Source organism: Mycolicibacter heraklionensis (assembly GCF_019645815.1).
In the GTDB taxonomy this organism is placed as follows: Bacteria; Actinomycetota; Actinomycetes; order Mycobacteriales; family Mycobacteriaceae; genus Mycobacterium; species Mycobacterium heraklionense.
On record NZ_CP080997.1, the window covers coordinates 2,189,198 to 2,203,818 of the forward strand.

Annotated in this window: 14 protein-coding genes and 1 pseudogene; 7 read left to right on the forward strand and 8 right to left on the reverse strand. The window is 68.0% G+C overall.

The window, feature by feature from the left end; all coding sequences use genetic code 11:
- Positions 1–27: 27 nt before the first annotated feature.
- The 3 genes and pseudogenes from K3U94_RS24415 to K3U94_RS10245 form a co-directional block, all read left to right on the forward strand.
- Positions 28–390 (forward strand): annotated as a pseudogene (locus tag K3U94_RS24415) (transposase); the annotation flags it as partial.
- A 100-nt stretch (positions 391–490) separates the two neighbouring features.
- Positions 491–1,264 (forward strand): IS256 family transposase, encoded by a 774-nt coding sequence (locus K3U94_RS24420; RefSeq protein WP_434084923.1) that lies wholly within the window; start codon positions 491–493, stop codon positions 1,262–1,264.
- Positions 1,265–1,569: 305 nt separating this feature from the next.
- Positions 1,570–2,016 (forward strand): universal stress protein, encoded by a 447-nt coding sequence (locus tag K3U94_RS10245; protein ID WP_047321000.1) that lies wholly within the window; start codon positions 1,570–1,572, stop codon positions 2,014–2,016.
- 10 nt (positions 2,017–2,026) lie between these two features.
- Here K3U94_RS10245 and K3U94_RS10250 read toward each other — a convergent pair whose 3' ends face one another.
- The gene (locus K3U94_RS10250) at positions 2,027–2,713 is read right to left on the reverse strand and encodes an MBL fold metallo-hydrolase (RefSeq protein WP_220696393.1); all 687 of its coding nucleotides are present in this window, start codon (positions 2,711–2,713) and stop codon (positions 2,027–2,029) included.
- A gap of 57 nt (positions 2,714–2,770) precedes the next feature.
- Here K3U94_RS10250 and uvrA point away from each other — a divergent pair, with 57 nt between their 5' ends.
- Positions 2,771–5,677 carry an excinuclease ABC subunit UvrA gene (uvrA, locus tag K3U94_RS10255; RefSeq protein ID WP_220696394.1) on the forward strand — a complete coding sequence of 969 codons (2,907 nt, stop codon included), beginning with the start codon at positions 2,771–2,773 and terminating at the stop codon, positions 5,675–5,677.
- Here the strand turns inward: uvrA and K3U94_RS10260 are convergent.
- The 7 genes from K3U94_RS10260 to lysX are packed head-to-tail and all read right to left on the reverse strand — an operon-like array spanning position 5,674 to position 12,887.
- Positions 5,674–6,108, reverse strand: a complete 435-nt coding sequence (locus K3U94_RS10260; RefSeq protein ID WP_220696395.1) for a type II toxin-antitoxin system VapC family toxin — start codon at positions 6,106–6,108, stop codon at positions 5,674–5,676. The two genes, uvrA and K3U94_RS10260, sit on opposite strands and share 4 nt — an antisense overlap.
- Positions 6,105–6,347, reverse strand: coding sequence for a ribbon-helix-helix protein, CopG family (locus K3U94_RS10265; RefSeq protein ID WP_047320996.1), 243 nt, complete (start codon positions 6,345–6,347; stop codon positions 6,105–6,107). The genes K3U94_RS10260 and K3U94_RS10265 overlap by 4 nt, the downstream gene beginning before the upstream one ends.
- A gap of 25 nt (positions 6,348–6,372) precedes the next feature.
- Positions 6,373–7,545, reverse strand: a complete 1,173-nt coding sequence (locus K3U94_RS10270; RefSeq protein ID WP_220696396.1) for a winged helix DNA-binding domain-containing protein — start codon at positions 7,543–7,545, stop codon at positions 6,373–6,375.
- A gap of 3 nt (positions 7,546–7,548) precedes the next feature.
- Positions 7,549–7,788: a hypothetical protein gene (locus tag K3U94_RS10275; protein WP_220696397.1), complete on the reverse strand. Its 240-nt coding sequence runs from the start codon at positions 7,786–7,788 to the stop codon at positions 7,549–7,551.
- A gap of 10 nt (positions 7,789–7,798) precedes the next feature.
- Positions 7,799–8,215, reverse strand: coding sequence for a DUF6653 family protein (locus K3U94_RS10280; protein WP_230987535.1), 417 nt, complete (start codon positions 8,213–8,215; stop codon positions 7,799–7,801).
- An 8-nt stretch (positions 8,216–8,223) separates the two neighbouring features.
- Complete coding sequence (locus tag K3U94_RS10285) at positions 8,224–9,546, reverse strand: alpha/beta hydrolase (protein WP_220696755.1); 1,323 nt, start codon at positions 9,544–9,546, stop codon at positions 8,224–8,226.
- Positions 9,547–9,605: 59 nt separating this feature from the next.
- The gene (lysX, locus tag K3U94_RS10290) at positions 9,606–12,887 is read right to left on the reverse strand and encodes a bifunctional lysylphosphatidylglycerol synthetase/lysine--tRNA ligase LysX (protein ID WP_434084924.1); all 3,282 of its coding nucleotides are present in this window, start codon (positions 12,885–12,887) and stop codon (positions 9,606–9,608) included.
- Between the two features lie 398 nt (positions 12,888–13,285).
- Here lysX and infC point away from each other — a divergent pair, with 398 nt between their 5' ends.
- The 3 genes from infC to rplT are packed head-to-tail and all read left to right on the forward strand — an operon-like array spanning position 13,286 to position 14,607.
- Positions 13,286–13,942, forward strand: coding sequence for a translation initiation factor IF-3 (gene infC / locus K3U94_RS10295; RefSeq protein WP_220696756.1), 657 nt, complete (start codon positions 13,286–13,288; stop codon positions 13,940–13,942).
- Positions 13,943–13,968: 26 nt separating this feature from the next.
- Entirely contained in the window at positions 13,969–14,163 is a 195-nt protein-coding gene (gene rpmI, locus K3U94_RS10300) for a 50S ribosomal protein L35 (RefSeq protein WP_047320993.1), read from the forward strand.
- Positions 14,164–14,217: 54 nt separating this feature from the next.
- The gene (gene rplT, locus K3U94_RS10305) at positions 14,218–14,607 is read left to right on the forward strand and encodes a 50S ribosomal protein L20 (protein WP_024442881.1); all 390 of its coding nucleotides are present in this window, start codon (positions 14,218–14,220) and stop codon (positions 14,605–14,607) included.
- Positions 14,608–14,621 lie beyond the last annotated feature (14 nt).

Consider the following 14,621-nt stretch of genomic DNA (forward strand, 5'->3'; position numbering starts at 1 on the left):
TGACTCAACAGGAAGACACACGACGCGATGACCCAGAACCATTCTGCCCTGCTGGCCCAGCTCGATGCACTCAAGTCCGCCGACTCCGGTGCGGTGTTCGCTGAGCTGATCCGCGCCGGGCTGCAGGCGCTGATCGAGGCCGAGGCCACCGAGGCGATCGGGGCCGGCCGCTACGAGCGCACCGGCGGGCGTAGCACGCAGCGCAACGGGCACCGCCCCAAGACGGTGGCCACAACCGCGGCGATATCGAGGTGGGCATCCCCAAGCTGCGGGCTTAGCTCGTTTTTCCCGTCGCTGCTGGAACGCCGCCGCCGCATCGACAAGGCCCTGCACGCGGTGATCATGGAGGCCTACGTGCACGGGGTGTCCACGCGCAGCGTCGATGACCTGGTAGCCGCGATGGGCGTCGAATCCGGGGTGTCCAAGTCGGAGGTCTCCCGGATCTGCGCCAAGCCTCGATACCGAGATCGAGGCGTTTCGCACCCGCAGCCTGGCTCACACGCAGTTTCCGTACGTGTTCTGCGACGCCACGTTCTGCAAGGTGCGGGTCGGGGCGCATGTGGTCTCCCAGGCCCTGGTGGTGGCCACCGGGGTCTCGATCGACGGCACCCGCGAGGTGCTGGGCACCGCTGTCGGCGATAGCGAGTCCTTCGAGTTCTGGCGGGAGTTCCTCGCCTCGCTCAAATCGCGTGGTCTGTCCGGGGTGCACCTGGTGATTTCCGATGCCCATGCGGGCTTGAAAGCTGCGGTGGCCCAACAGTTCAGTGGGTCGTCGTGGCAGCGGTGCCGGGTGCATTTCATGCGTAACCTGCACACCGCCGTGGCCGCGAAGCATGCCCCCGCGGTGACCGCGGCGGTCAAGACGATCTTCGCCCACACCGACCCCGAGGGAGTCGGCGACCAGTGGGACCGCGTCGCCGACACCCTCGCCGAATCGTTTCCGAAGGTCGCGGCCATGATGGGCGAGGCCAAGACCGATGTGCTGGCGTTCACCGCGTTCCCGAAGGCCCACTGGCAGAAGATCTGGTCGAACAACCCCATAGAACGGTTGAACAAGGAGATCAAGCGCCGGGCCGATGTCGTGGAGATCTTCCCCAACCCCGCGGCGTTCCTGCGCCTGGCGACGGCGGTAGTCATCGAAGCCCACGACGAATGGCAGGTCACCCGCCGCTATCTCTCCGATGTCTCCATGGACGAACTACGCACCGTCATCGCCAAGAAACACACCGCCGAAGCGCTTGCCAAACAACACCAAATCGCTTAGCGTTCACCATGACTCGTCGATCACGACGCATGAACCACGTCCGATCCGAAGTCCACCACTCCACGGGACGCTATCTGTGCTGTCGGTAGCGGTGACGGTGATAACACTCCACGCTACCGGTCGACACGACATGTCAGCTACGTCACGAGGACCGTCAAACCGGGCTTTCTGGCCGGTCAGACGGCTGCGCGCACCGCGGCGCAAACGACATGTGACGTCAATCGCCCCCATCGAGGCCGTCGACGCGTTAATGTCGCCATGGCTCAATTTGCGAACAGGCGACCAATGCACCGGGAGGGTTACGAATGAGCGGCTACAAGACCGTGGTGGTCGGTACGGACGGCTCGGACTCGTCGCTGCGCGCCGTCGACCGTGCGGCTCACCTGGCATCGGCTGAGGGCTCCAAGGTCGTCATCGCCACTGCCTACCTGCCGCACGCCGACGACCCCCGCGCCGCCGACGCTCTCAAGGACGAGGGCTACAAGGCCTCGGGCAACGCCCCGATCTACGCCATCCTCAAGGAGGCCAAGGAGCGGGCTATCGCTGCCGGCGCCTACGAGGTGGAGGAGCGGGCCATCGTCGGTGCCCCGGTCGACGCGCTGGTGGAGCTGGCCGAGTCGGTCAAGGCCGACCTGCTGGTGGTCGGCAATGTCGGCCTGAGCACCATCGCCGGGCGGCTGCTCGGTTCGGTGCCGGCCAACGTGTCGCGGCGCTCCAAGATCGACGTGCTGATCGTTCACACCACCGGGTAATCCCCGGATATCACCAACCCCGTTCGCGCCATTCGGCAAGATGCGGGCGCTCGACCCCCAACACGGTGTCGTCTCCGTGCCCGGGGTAGACGACGGTGTCGTCGCCGAACCGGTCGAACACCTTGCGGCTCACATCACCCAGCAGGCGCTCGAAATCCCCGGGCTGCCAAGTCTTCCCGACTCCGCCCGGAAAGAGGCAGTCGCCAGTAAACAGTTGGGTCACACCGCCGGTGGCCGGGCCGTCCAGCGCCAGCGCCACCGACCCCTCGGTGTGGCCCTGCAGATGGATCACGTCGAAGCCCAGATCGCCCACGGTCACGGTGTCGCCGTCGGCCAGGATGCGGTCCGGTTTCACCGGCAGCGGTTCGGCGTCCAGGGCGTGCGCGGCCGTCGGAGCCCCGGTGGCCTCGGCCAGCGCGGTCAGCGCCTGCCAGTGGTCGAAGTGCTGGTGGCTGGTGACGATCAGCGCCACGTCCGGGGCGTACTCGCGCACCAGCGCCACCAGGTTCTCGGCGTCGTTGGCCGCGTCGATCAGCAGTGTCTTGCCGGTGTTGGTGCAGGTCACCAGGTAGGCGTTGTTGTCCATCGGCCCCACCGAGGCCTTGATGATCGTGGCCCCGGGCAGGGTGCGCCTCGCCGCGGTACCGGGTTCGACGTGTCCGGTGTAGTTGTCGTCAACCGCGATCTTGGAGGTCATGTCCGCCACGGTACTGGCCCTGAGCTGGTTGTCGGTAGCGCCACCTAGCATGGACCCGTGGCTGACCGGCTGATCGTCAAGGGTGCGCGTGAACACAACCTGCGCAGTGTGGACCTGGATCTGCCGCGCGACGCGCTGATCGTGTTCACCGGGTTGTCCGGTTCGGGTAAATCCTCGCTGGCCTTCGACACCATCTTCGCCGAGGGCCAGCGCCGCTACGTCGAATCCCTGTCGGCCTACGCCCGCCAGTTCCTGGGCCAGATGGACAAGCCCGATGTCGACTTCATCGAGGGCCTGTCGCCGGCGGTGTCCATCGACCAGAAGTCCACCAACCGCAACCCGCGCTCGACGGTCGGCACCATCACCGAGGTCTATGACTACCTGCGGCTGCTCTACGCGCGGGCCGGGACCCCGCACTGCCCGGTCTGTGGCGAGCGGATCGCCCGCCAGACCCCGCAGCAGATCGTCGACCAGGTGCTGGCCATGGACGAGGGTCTGCGGTTCCAGGTGCTGGCGCCGGTGGTGCGCACCCGCAAGGGGGAGTTCGCCGACCTCTTCGAGAAGCTGAACTCCCAGGGCTACAGCCGGGTGCGGGTGGACGGCGTGGTGCATTCGCTGACCGATCCACCCAAGCTCAAGAAGCAGGAGAAGCACGACATCGAGGTGGTCGTGGACCGCCTCACAGTTAAGGAGTCGGCCAAGCAGCGGCTCACCGACTCGGTGGAGACCGCGCTGGGCCTCGCCGACGGCATCGTGGTGCTGGAGTTCGTCGACCGGGAAGACGACCACCCGCACCGCGAGCAGCGGTTCTCCGAGAAGCTGGCCTGCCCCAACGGCCACGCGCTGTCGGTCGACGACCTGGAGCCGCGGTCGTTCTCGTTCAACTCGCCCTACGGGGCCTGCCCGGAGTGCGCGGGCCTGGGCATCCGCAAGGAGGTCGACGCCGACCTGGTGGTGCCCGACCCGGACCGCACCCTGGCCGAGGGCGCGGTGGTGCCGTGGTCGATGGGCCCCACCAGTGAGTACTTCACCCGGATGATGGCCAGCCTCGGTGAGGCGATGGGCTTCGACGTCGACACCCCGTGGCGCAAACTGCCGGCCAAGGCCCGCAAGGCGATCCTGGAGGGCTCCGACGAGCAGGTGCACGTGCGCTACCGCAACCGCTATGGCCGCACCCGCTCCTACTACACCGATTTCGAAGGTGTGATGGCGTTCCTGCAGCGCAAGATGGAGCAGACCGAATCCGAGCAGATGAAGGAACGCTACGCCGGGTTCATGCGTGACGTGCCGTGCCCGGAATGCGCCGGCACCCGACTCAAGCCGGAGATCCTCGCAGTGACGCTCGCCGCGGGCGACTACGGCAGCAAATCCATTGCGCAGGTGAGTGAGCTGTCGATCGCGGACTGCTCGGACTTCCTCAACGCGCTGACCCTGGGTCCCCGCGAGCAGGCCATCGCCGGGCAGGTGCTCAAGGAGATCCAGTCCCGGCTGAGCTTCCTGCTCGACGTCGGCCTGGAGTACCTGACGCTGTCCCGCGCCGCCGGAACCCTGTCCGGTGGCGAGGCGCAACGCATTCGGCTGGCCACCCAGATCGGTTCGGGCCTGGTCGGGGTGCTCTACGTGCTCGACGAGCCGTCGATCGGGCTGCATCAGCGCGACAACCGGCGGCTGATCGAAACCCTGGTGCGGCTGCGCGATCTGGGCAACACCCTGATCGTCGTCGAGCATGACCTGGACACCATCGCGCACGCCGACTGGATCGTCGACATCGGCCCGGCGGCCGGCGAGCACGGCGGCAAGATCGTGCACAGCGGCCCCTACAGCGAGCTGCTGGCCAACGCCGACTCGATCACCGGCGCCTACCTGTCCGGCGCGAAAAGCATTGCGGTGCCAGAGATCCGCCGGCCGGTGGACGCCAAGCGCCAACTCGGAGTGGTCGGGGCGCGCGAGCACAACCTGTCCGGTGTGGACGTGGCGTTTCCGCTCGGCGTGCTCACCGCGGTCACCGGGGTCTCCGGCTCGGGCAAGTCGACCCTGGTCAACGACATCCTGGCGACGGTGCTGGCCAACAAGCTCAACGGCGCCCGGCTGGTGCCCGGCCGGCACACCCGGATCACCGGACTCGATCACCTGGACAAGCTGGTGCGGGTGGACCAGTCACCGATCGGGCGTACGCCGCGCTCCAACCCGGCCACCTACACCGGGGTGTTCGACAAGATCCGCACCCTGTTCGCCGCCACCACCGAGGCCAAGGTCCGCGGTTATCAGCCCGGCCGGTTCTCGTTCAACGTCAAGGGCGGCCGCTGCGAGGCGTGCACCGGTGACGGCACCATCAAGATCGAGATGAACTTCCTGCCCGACGTCTACGTGCCCTGCGAGGTCTGCCACGGCGCCCGCTACAACCGGGAGACCCTGGAGGTGCACTACAAGGGCAAGACCATCGCCGAGGTGCTCGACATGTCCATCGAGGAGGCGGCGGAGTTCTTCGCGCCGATCACCGGCATCCATCGCTACCTGCGCACCCTGGTCGACGTCGGGCTCGGATATGTGCGGCTGGGCCAGCCGGCGCCGACGCTGTCCGGGGGAGAGGCACAGCGGGTGAAGCTGGCCTCCGAGCTGCAGAAGCGTTCCACCGGGCGGACGGTCTACATCCTCGACGAGCCCACCACCGGCCTGCATTTCGAGGACATCGCCAAACTGCTGGGCGTCATCAACGGCCTGGTCGACAAGGGCAACACCGTGATCGTCATCGAGCACAACCTGGACGTGATCAAGACCGCCGACTGGATCATCGACATGGGGCCCGAAGGCGGCGCGGGCGGTGGGACGGTGGTGGCCACCGGCACACCCGAGGACGTGGTGGCGGTTCCGGAGAGCTACACCGGCAAGTTCCTCGCCGAAATACTGGGCGCGCCGGCGAAGCCGGCCAAAGCCGCCAAGCGCCGCCGCAAGGCCAGCGCTTAACCGTCATCGGGCAGCAACCGGAATGCCGGAACGTTGTTCAGGGGCGTGATGGCACGGAAGTCGCGACGGTCGAGCGTGAGCACCGCGTCCGTTTCATACTGTTCGGCCATCGCGACGGAGATCGCATCGGTGAGGTCGAGTCGCAGTGCCGCGTAACGGTTTTGCACGGTACGAGCGGTCCGCAATGTGGAGGCCGTAACGGTGGCGATGGTGACGCGGCCGGTACGCTCCTGCGCGAGTAGCCAATCGTTGATTGCCAGGGCCGCCTGCCTGCCGACATTTCGGGTGGTGACGTGTTCGATCTCCAGCAGGACGAGCGGGGAGACGACGGTGAGTGCCGCGTCGACCAGCGCCTTCCGCGCGGCCAGATGCTCCGGGTCGGCGGAGTTGAACGCGGCCACCAATCCGGATGTGTCAGCGACGACGATCATCCCGCGCTGTCTGCGGAAGCTTCCGCGACCACCTGATGGATCTCGTCAGCTGTCACCGGATGCCCGAAGCTCAGCACGGGAATGTCCCAGTCTTCAGACCAGCGACGGGCCCTTAGGGCGGCGAGGTGGAAGGCTTCGCGAAAGTACTCGGACTCGGGTCGTCCGTTCCTCGCGGCAGCCTCTTTGATCACCGCCAAGTCGTCCTCGTCGACCATCACCGTCGTCTTTTTCAGTGCCATATGGTTATGGTACCAGTACCATATATCACCGCGCCGCCTTCACCAGCGGCGACGGGAACCGCGGCGGCACCCGCACCCCGTCCAGCCACGCGGTGAGCTCCTGCGCCCGCTTCTCCAGCGCAGAGCGGGCCGCGCTGCCCGGGTCCTCGAGCAGCTGCAGTTGCACCTCGGCAGCCGCATTCTGATACCAGCCGCCGACGATCCGCCCGTTCCACCACACCGTGGGGCCGGCGTTGCCGTTGTTGTCGAAGAGCTGGCCGCGGTGCTCGCCGAGGTACCAGTCGCGGTGATACCAGCCCATCGTGGTGACGTCGAGCCCCGGCAGCAGCGCACCCCACGGCTCAGGCTCGGGCTCGGGCTCCAGGTCGTCGGCCAGCGCATACCCCGGCGTGCCGTGCAGGTCGACGTCCACCGCGCCGATCTCGCTCAACGCCCTGCGGACCACGGTCTTGGTGGTGCCGAACCACCACTTGATGTCGTCGGCGGTGGCCGGGCCGAACGCTCGCAGCCAGGTGCGGATCAGCTGGGTCTGCGCCGGCTCGGCGGTCATCGGGGCAGCGGGATCACCGAGCCAGCTCGCCGCGATCGCCCACTGTGGTCGCGACGAGGTCCAGCCTCCGTCGTTGGGCCCCCGCACGATGTGGCCCTGCGCGCCCAGCACGGTCAGTGCGCGCGGCGCCAGATGGGTCTGGCCGCCGTAGGACTTACCGGGCGCGGGATCGTAGGTACCGGCCAGTTCGGGCAGGGCCGCGCGCAGCGCGATGCTGCTCGCCGGGCCATGCTCATCGAGGTGCCGTAGCACCGCGGCGGCGGCCCGGGCCAGCCATTCTTCGCCGTCATCGGCCACACCCGCTTTGGCCACATCGGCGATCAGCCGCCGCCGTTCGGTGTCGGCCACCCGGTCGCTGGCCGCGGCCTGCACGGCGGGCAGGTCGGCGGGATCGAAAACCCACAGTGTGCGGCGCATCGCCAGATGCTTGACCAGTGAACGCTTTTCATAAAAGGCGTCGTCCAGGTCGGTCACGGCGAATGGGGAATGCCGCGCCCACAGCGACAGGTACGGGGTAGCGGGATCGGTGGCGTGCAGCCCGACCAGTGTTGCCGTGATCGTGGCTATCGACTCAGCTGCGGTATCGGGTGCCAGAAAATGCCGGCGCGCCAAACGGTTTCGCCGCTCGGCGACGGTAAAGGTCCGCACCGGTCAGTGCTCACCCTCGCGCATGGACTTGCGGATCTGCTCCAACCGGTCGGCGGCCGCGCGCTGGCGGTCCTCGAACTGCTTCTCGACGGTGCGGCCTTCCGGGGTCTCGGCATCCAGCTCCTGAGCGCCGATCGAGGTCTCAAAGCGGCGCTCGATCTTGTCGCGCACCGATTCGAAGGTCGGCACGCCGGAGCCGTCGTATCCGGTGTCGGGCTGCGGGTCGCTCGGATCGTCACCCATGGTCGTCACGTTACCGCCGGCGATCGAAGTAGCGGACCATCAATGCCCAGTAGCCCATGGTCAGCGCCATCGCCACCACCGTCGCGATCACCGTCGGCCCGAGCCGTCGCCGTCGGGCGTAGAGCAGCGCCGCCGCGGTCGCCGCGCCGCCGGCCAGATTCACCAGCAGTGCGGCGTCTCGCGGCCGGGCGATGATCCACTGTTCCTCGCCGAGCATCGCGCGGGTCGACCACGCCGCTTGATCGGCCGGCGCCGGGAAGATCATCGGGTTCAGCGCGAACCACACCGACACCCACGCCGCATCCCGCCATGACCGTCGCCACACCGGGACCAGGATCAGCGGCGTCGTCGCCCAGCGGGTCCAGGCGCTCCACGGGTTGGCGTGCCGGGCGAACATCGCGCGGCGGATGCGGGTGATGGTCGGCATCGGGCGGATCACCGGCCTGTCTGGGTAAGGTGGCGAGCCGCGTCACGCGACGCGTCCGGGAACGGAACCGGTTGCACGCCCGGGGTGTTCAGCCGGGCGGCCAGCCACGGCAGCGCGTGGGTGAACACCCGCCCGGCGAACGGCCAGTCATGCTGGCCCGGTTCGGTGATCACGGCGCAGTCGATGCCATTGACCTGGCCCAGCGTGCACAGCGACTTCGCGGCGGCGAGCTGGCCGCCGGTGTCGGACGTGCTGGCGCTGCCGTTGACCGCGAACCATCCCGAAACCCCGGAATATCGGCCGTGCTTGGCGATCACCGTCGAAGGGTCGAACGCCGCCCAGGCATCGACGCTGCCGCCGAACAGCCGGTTGATGGTCTGGGAGCGGGTTCCCGCGTTGGGGCTGAGGTCGCCGGCGATGTCGACAAAGGCGTTGAACTTGTCGGGATGCATCGTGGTCAGGTCGACCGCGCAGGTGCCGCCCATGGACCAGCCGACCACCCCCCAGTGCGACGGTTCGGGGCTGACGCCGAAGCGCGAGATCACGTACGGCACCACGTCTTCGGTCAGATGGTCGGCGGCGTTACCGCGTGGGCCGTTGACGCATTCGGTGTCGTTGTTGAAGGAGCCGCCCGAATCGACGAATACCAGCACCGGTGCGTTGCCGTGGTGTGCTGCCGCGAAGTCGTCGACGGCCTTGATCGCGCCCCCGGAGCGCAGCCAGTCGGCGGGCGTGTTGAACTCGCCGCCGATCATCATCACGGCCGGCAGCGCCGGCGGCGGACTCTGGGCGAACCACACCGGCGGCAGGTACACCAGCTCACCGCGATGCTTGAAATGCGAGGCGTCCGCGGGAATCGTCACCTGCAGCACATGGCCGCGCTCGGGCAGTGTGCCCGAGCCGGCTAGCGCGTTCACCGTGGCCATGTCGCTCTGATCCGGCAGTGGGCCGGACGTCAGCTGATCCCAGGCGCTCTGCGCAGTCGGGAAGTAGCCAACCCAGGCGTTGAGCGTCAATCCCGTGCTGGCCAGACACAGCGGCACCGCCAGCAGGGATATGCCGCGGCGCCACCAGGCCGCACCTGCCCAGCCCAGGACCAGCAGCGCCGCGGCGGCGCCGGTCAGCGCGATCCACAGCCACAGGGTTAGCGGCGGCGGCTGCCCGGACAGACCGTCGTCGGCGACAAACCAATACGCGCACGCCGCCGCGGCGAGCCCCACGCCGCCGATCAGCGGAAGCCGCCCCAGCCAGCGCCGCGACCGCCAGCCCACGGCCACAATCAGCGACAACACCGCCGCCGCCTGCACCGTGACCGGGATCCAGCCATGCATCAGCGAGGTGTGTGCGCCACTCGCCAGGATCACCCCTCCATGATGGACCGGAACGCCGGTCAGCGGGGTTTGGCCAGCGGAAACGGCAGGGTGTCCCGGATGCTGTGGCCGGTGATGAGCATGACGAGGCGGTCCACGCCCATGCCCAGCCCGCCGGTCGGCGGCATCGCGTACTCCATGGCCGCCAAGAAGTCCTCGTCGAGTTCCATCGCCTCGGGGTCGCCGCCGGCGGCCAGCAGCGACTGCTGGTGCAGCCGGCGGCGCTGCTCCACCGGATCGGTGAGTTCGCTGTAGGCGGTGCCCAGCTCCACACCCCACGCCACCAGGTCCCACCGCTCGGCCACGCCCGGCTTGCTGCGGTGCGGCCGGGTCAGCGGCGACACCGAAGTGGGGAAGTCGGTGTAGAACGTCGGCTTCTCGGTGCGGGCCTCGACCAGGTGCTCGTAGAGTTCGAGCACCACCGCTCCGGCATCCCACTGCCGCAGGTAGTGGACACCGGCGCGGTCGGACAATCGGCGCAGCGTGGCCAGGTCGGTGCCGGCGTCGATCTGCTCGCCGAGCGCGTCGGACACCGCGTCGTGCACGCTGCGCACCCGCCACTGCCCGGAGATGTCGACCGGTTCCAGCTTGTCGTCTGCGCCCGGGCGCAGCACCACCGGCGCACCGTTGGCCGCCACCGCGGCGTTCTGGATCAGCTCGTGTGCTCCGTCGATCCAGGCCAGGTAGTCGCCGTGGGCCTGGTAGGCCTCGAGCAGGGTGAACTCCGGGTTGTGGCTGTAATCGACGCCCTCGTTGCGAAATGCTCGGCCCAGCTCGAACACCCGCTCCACCCCGCCCACGCACAACCGCTTGAGGTAGAGCTCCGGGGCGATCCGCAGATACAGGTCGAGGTCGTAGGCGTTGATGTGGGTGACGAACGGGCGCGCGTTGGCCCCGCCGTGCAGCTGCTGCAGGATCGGGGTCTCGACCTCCAGAAATCCCTTGGCGAACAAGGTGTCCCGGATGGAACGCAGCACATTGCTGCGGGCTGCGATCAGCTCGCGCGCCTGCGTGTTGATCGCCAGGTCCACGTAGCGGGTCCGCAACCGGGCCTCGGGGTCGGTCAGCCCTTTCCACTTGTCGGGCAGCGGGCGCAGGCATTTGCCGACCAGCCGCCAGTGCTGCACCAGCAGCGACGGTGTTCCGTTGCGGCTGTGGCCCATTCGGCCGGTCGCCTGGACCAGGTCGCCGAGATCGACACCCGCGCTGAAGTCCGCGGCCCGTGCATGGCTGACCTCGGCCAAAACCGAATTGTCGAGCAGCAACTGCACCTCACCCGACCAGTCACGCAGCTGGGCGAAGAGCACGCCGCCGTAGTCGCGCATCCGCAGCACCCGGCCGGCCACCGACACGGTCTCGTCGCCACTGCTCGCCAGAGCTTGGGCAACGCTGTGGCTGGGCGGGGACCCCACCGGGTAGGCGTCGACGCCGCTGTCCTGCAAGGACTTCAACTTGGCCATCCGGACCCGGACCTGTTCGGGCAGCCGGGGGAGCGGCTCAGCGGGCTCGCCGAACTCGCCGGCAGCACTGCCGTGCACGTCGTCGGGTGCGGTCCCGTCGTTGTGCAGCCGCCCGGTGGCGGCCACCGTGGCCGGTACGGCCGAGTGGTGTCCGGTGTGCTGCTCGTTGCGCCGTGAGAAGGGCAGCACCAGAAAGCCTTCGGCGATCACCGAGGCCACGCCGACGCGGGGGATCAACCGGGCGTCCTCGTAGCAGGCGTAGCGCGGCACCCACTCCGGCCGATATTTCATGTTCGAGCGGTACAGCGTCTCCAGCTGCCACCAGCGGGAGAAGAACATCAGCAGCCGGCGCCACAGTCGCAGCACCGGACCGGCGCCCAGCTGCGCGCCCTGTTCGAAGGCAGCCCGGAACATCGCGAAGTTCAACGAGATCCGGCTGACGCCGATGGTGGCGGCCTGCAACGCCAGTTCACTGACCATCAGTTCGATGGTGCCGTTGGGGGATTGCGGTGAGCGGCGCATCAGATCCAGCGAAACCCCGCTGTGCCCCCACGGCACCAGCGACAGCATCGCCACCACTTCGCCGGTTTGCGGATCGCCGCGTACCGCCTCGACCAGCAGGCAGTCGGCGTCGGCCGGGTCGCCGAGGCGGCCTAGAGCCATGGAGAACCCGCGCTCGGATTCGGTGTCGCGCCAGGCGTCGGCGTGTTCGATGACCCGCGCCATTTCGTCGGCGCCGATCTCACCGTGCCGGCGCATCCGCACGGTCAGGCCCGAGCGACGGGCCCGGGTGACCGCCTGGCGGACCCCGCGCATGTCCGGCCCGGACAGTTTGAACTCCGAGGGTCGCAGGATCGCCTCGTCGCCCAGTTCCAGGGCGCTCAGGCCGGCGTCGCGGAAAGCCTGCGCACCGGCGAAGCTGGCACCCATCACCCCGGGCGCCCAGCCGTAGTCCTTGCAGACCCGCAACCAGGTGTTGATGGCCTGCGGCCATGCCTTCGGATCGCCCACCGGGTCGCCGCTGGCCAGGCAGACACCCACCTCGACCCGGTAGGTGATGGCGGCGCGCCCGCTGGGGGCGAACACCACCGACTTGTCGCGGCGGGTGGCGAAGTAGCCCAGCGAGTCGTTCTGGCCGTACTGCTCGAGCAGCCCGCGGATCGCCGACTCGTCCTGGCCGGTCAGGGCGTTGTCGGCCCGCTGGGACAGGAACAACACGATGGCCGCGATGATCAGGGCCAGCGCCCCGAGCAGCCCGCAGAGGGCCTTGAGCCCGAAATCCGGTTTTCCGGGGAAGAAGTCCGGTTCGAGCAGCCCGAAGCCGACCACCCGGTTCACCACATAGGGCAGCCGCAACGGACGCGTCACCGTGCCGGGGAACAGCTCGATGAGCCCCCAGCACAGCAGGATCGCCACCGTCCAGCCGGCGACCAGTGCCGCGGCGGACTTGAGCAGCGCACCGCGCCGTACTTTGGCCCAGAACTCATCGCGGGCTGCCACCAGCACCACGATCGCGACCACGTGCAGCACCAGGCCCGCGACGCCGCTGACGACCTGGAACCGGTCGGAGGTGTCCGACACCAGCCGGCTGACGTTCCACCCGCCGGCGACCACCAGGTTGGCGATCAGCAACCACCAGGCGATGCGTTTGTGCGCATTGAGTGCGGCGGCCAGCAAGGCCAGCACGAATGCCCAGGCCAGGCTGGTGTCGGGAAAGTTGAACAGATATTTGTCGATGAACTCACGCGGCACCCGGATCACCCAGCGGATCACCGGTGACATGCTCGCCAGCAGCGACAACGTGGCGGCGATGCCGACGGCCCAGGCGGCTGCCGCGGGCACCCAGTGGAACCGGGTCGTCGAGCGGCTGCGTGAGCGCGGCGCGGACGGCACAGTCAACGTCATAGCCCGCGAGAATAAGCAGAAAAGCCGCGAAAAATATGTGAGGAATCGCCGGTGGTCGCGATCGCCGGGAGGAAGCAGCGCTGAACTGCTGCTAGACTCGCTTTCGCGACCGTCCCGGCGTACGCCAGGACAGCAAGTGGAGTTCCCTCCCACCACTAGCCGAGGAGCAATCCTTGGGCTCAGTGGTCCGGTCGCAGGCGGTGTAAACCGCCTGCTCTGCGCGGTGCGCAGGCGGCTTGATGTTGTTCAGGCCGTGATCGGTCGGTATGGGCCCTGCTTCGTGCAGGGCTTTTTTGCTGGTGGGTGGGGTCAGCGCCGCTGCGTCCGGACGAGCACTGCGGCGGCCGCGACCGAAGACTACCCAAGGAGGTCCCATCAGCACTGAGATCCGCGTCAACGAGCGCATTCGTGTACCTGAGGTTCGTTTGATCGGCCCGGGCGGGGAGCAGGTAGGCATTGTGCGCATCGAAGATGCGCTTCGCGTCGCCGCGGATGCCGATCTTGATCTTGTCGAAGTCGCACCGACCGCCAAACCGCCGGTCTGCAAGATCATGGACTACGGCAAGTACAAGTACGAGGCGGCTCAGAAGGAGCGCGAGTCTCGCAAGAACCAGCAGCAGACCGTCGTCAAGGAACAGAAGCTGCGTCCCAAGATCGACGACCACGACTATGCGACGAAGAAGGGCCACGTGGTCCGCTTCCTCGAAGCCGGGGCCAAGGTCAAGGTGACGATCATGTTCCGCGGCCGTGAGCAGTCCCGGCCCGAACTCGGCTACCGCCTGCTGCAGCGGCTGGGCGCCGACGTGGCCGAGTACGGCTTCGTCGAGACCTCCGCCAAGCAAGACGGACGCAACATGACGATGGTGCTGGCACCGCACCGCGGCGCGAAAACCCGTGCCAAGGCAGCAGAAGACGCCGGCGCGGGCGCCAAGCCCCCCGCCCCCGCCCCCGCCCCCGCGGCGGACGCGGCCGAGCAGCAGCCCGAGAACTGAAAACCCGACAGCAGAACTGAGGAAACATGCCCAAGGCGAAAACCCACAGCGGCGCTTCGAAGCGATTCCGTCGCACCGGAACCGGCAAGATCGTCCGGCAGAAGGCCAACGCCCGCCACCTGCTCGAGCACAAGCCGAGCACCCGCACCCGTCGGCTGGCCGGCCGCACCGCGGTGTCTGCCAACGACACCAAGCGCGTCAACGCGATGCTGAACGGCTAATTGCCGCTTTTGCAACGCAACCCCCTTACGCCCCAACGAGAGTAGGAACACCCCATGGCACGCGTGAAGCGCGCAGTCAACGCCCAGAAGAAGCGCCGTACAGTCCTGAAGGCTTCGAAGGGTTACCGTGGCCAGCGGTCGCGGCTGTACCGCAAGGCCAAGGAGCAGCAGCTCCACTCAATGACCTACGCCTACCGCGACCGTCGCGCCCGCAAGGGTGAGTTCCGCAAGCTGTGGATCTCGCGCATCAACGCCGCGGCCCGCGCCAACGACATCACCTACAACCGGCTGATCCAGGGCCTCAAGGCCGCCGGTGTCGAGGTGGACCGCAAGAACCTGGCCGAGATCGCCGTCAGCGACGCGGCTGCCTTCACCGCGCTGGTCGAGGTCGCCCGGGCCGCGCTGCCCGAGGATGTCAACGCGCCCTCCGGCGAGGCTGCCTGACCCGAACCGAGCCG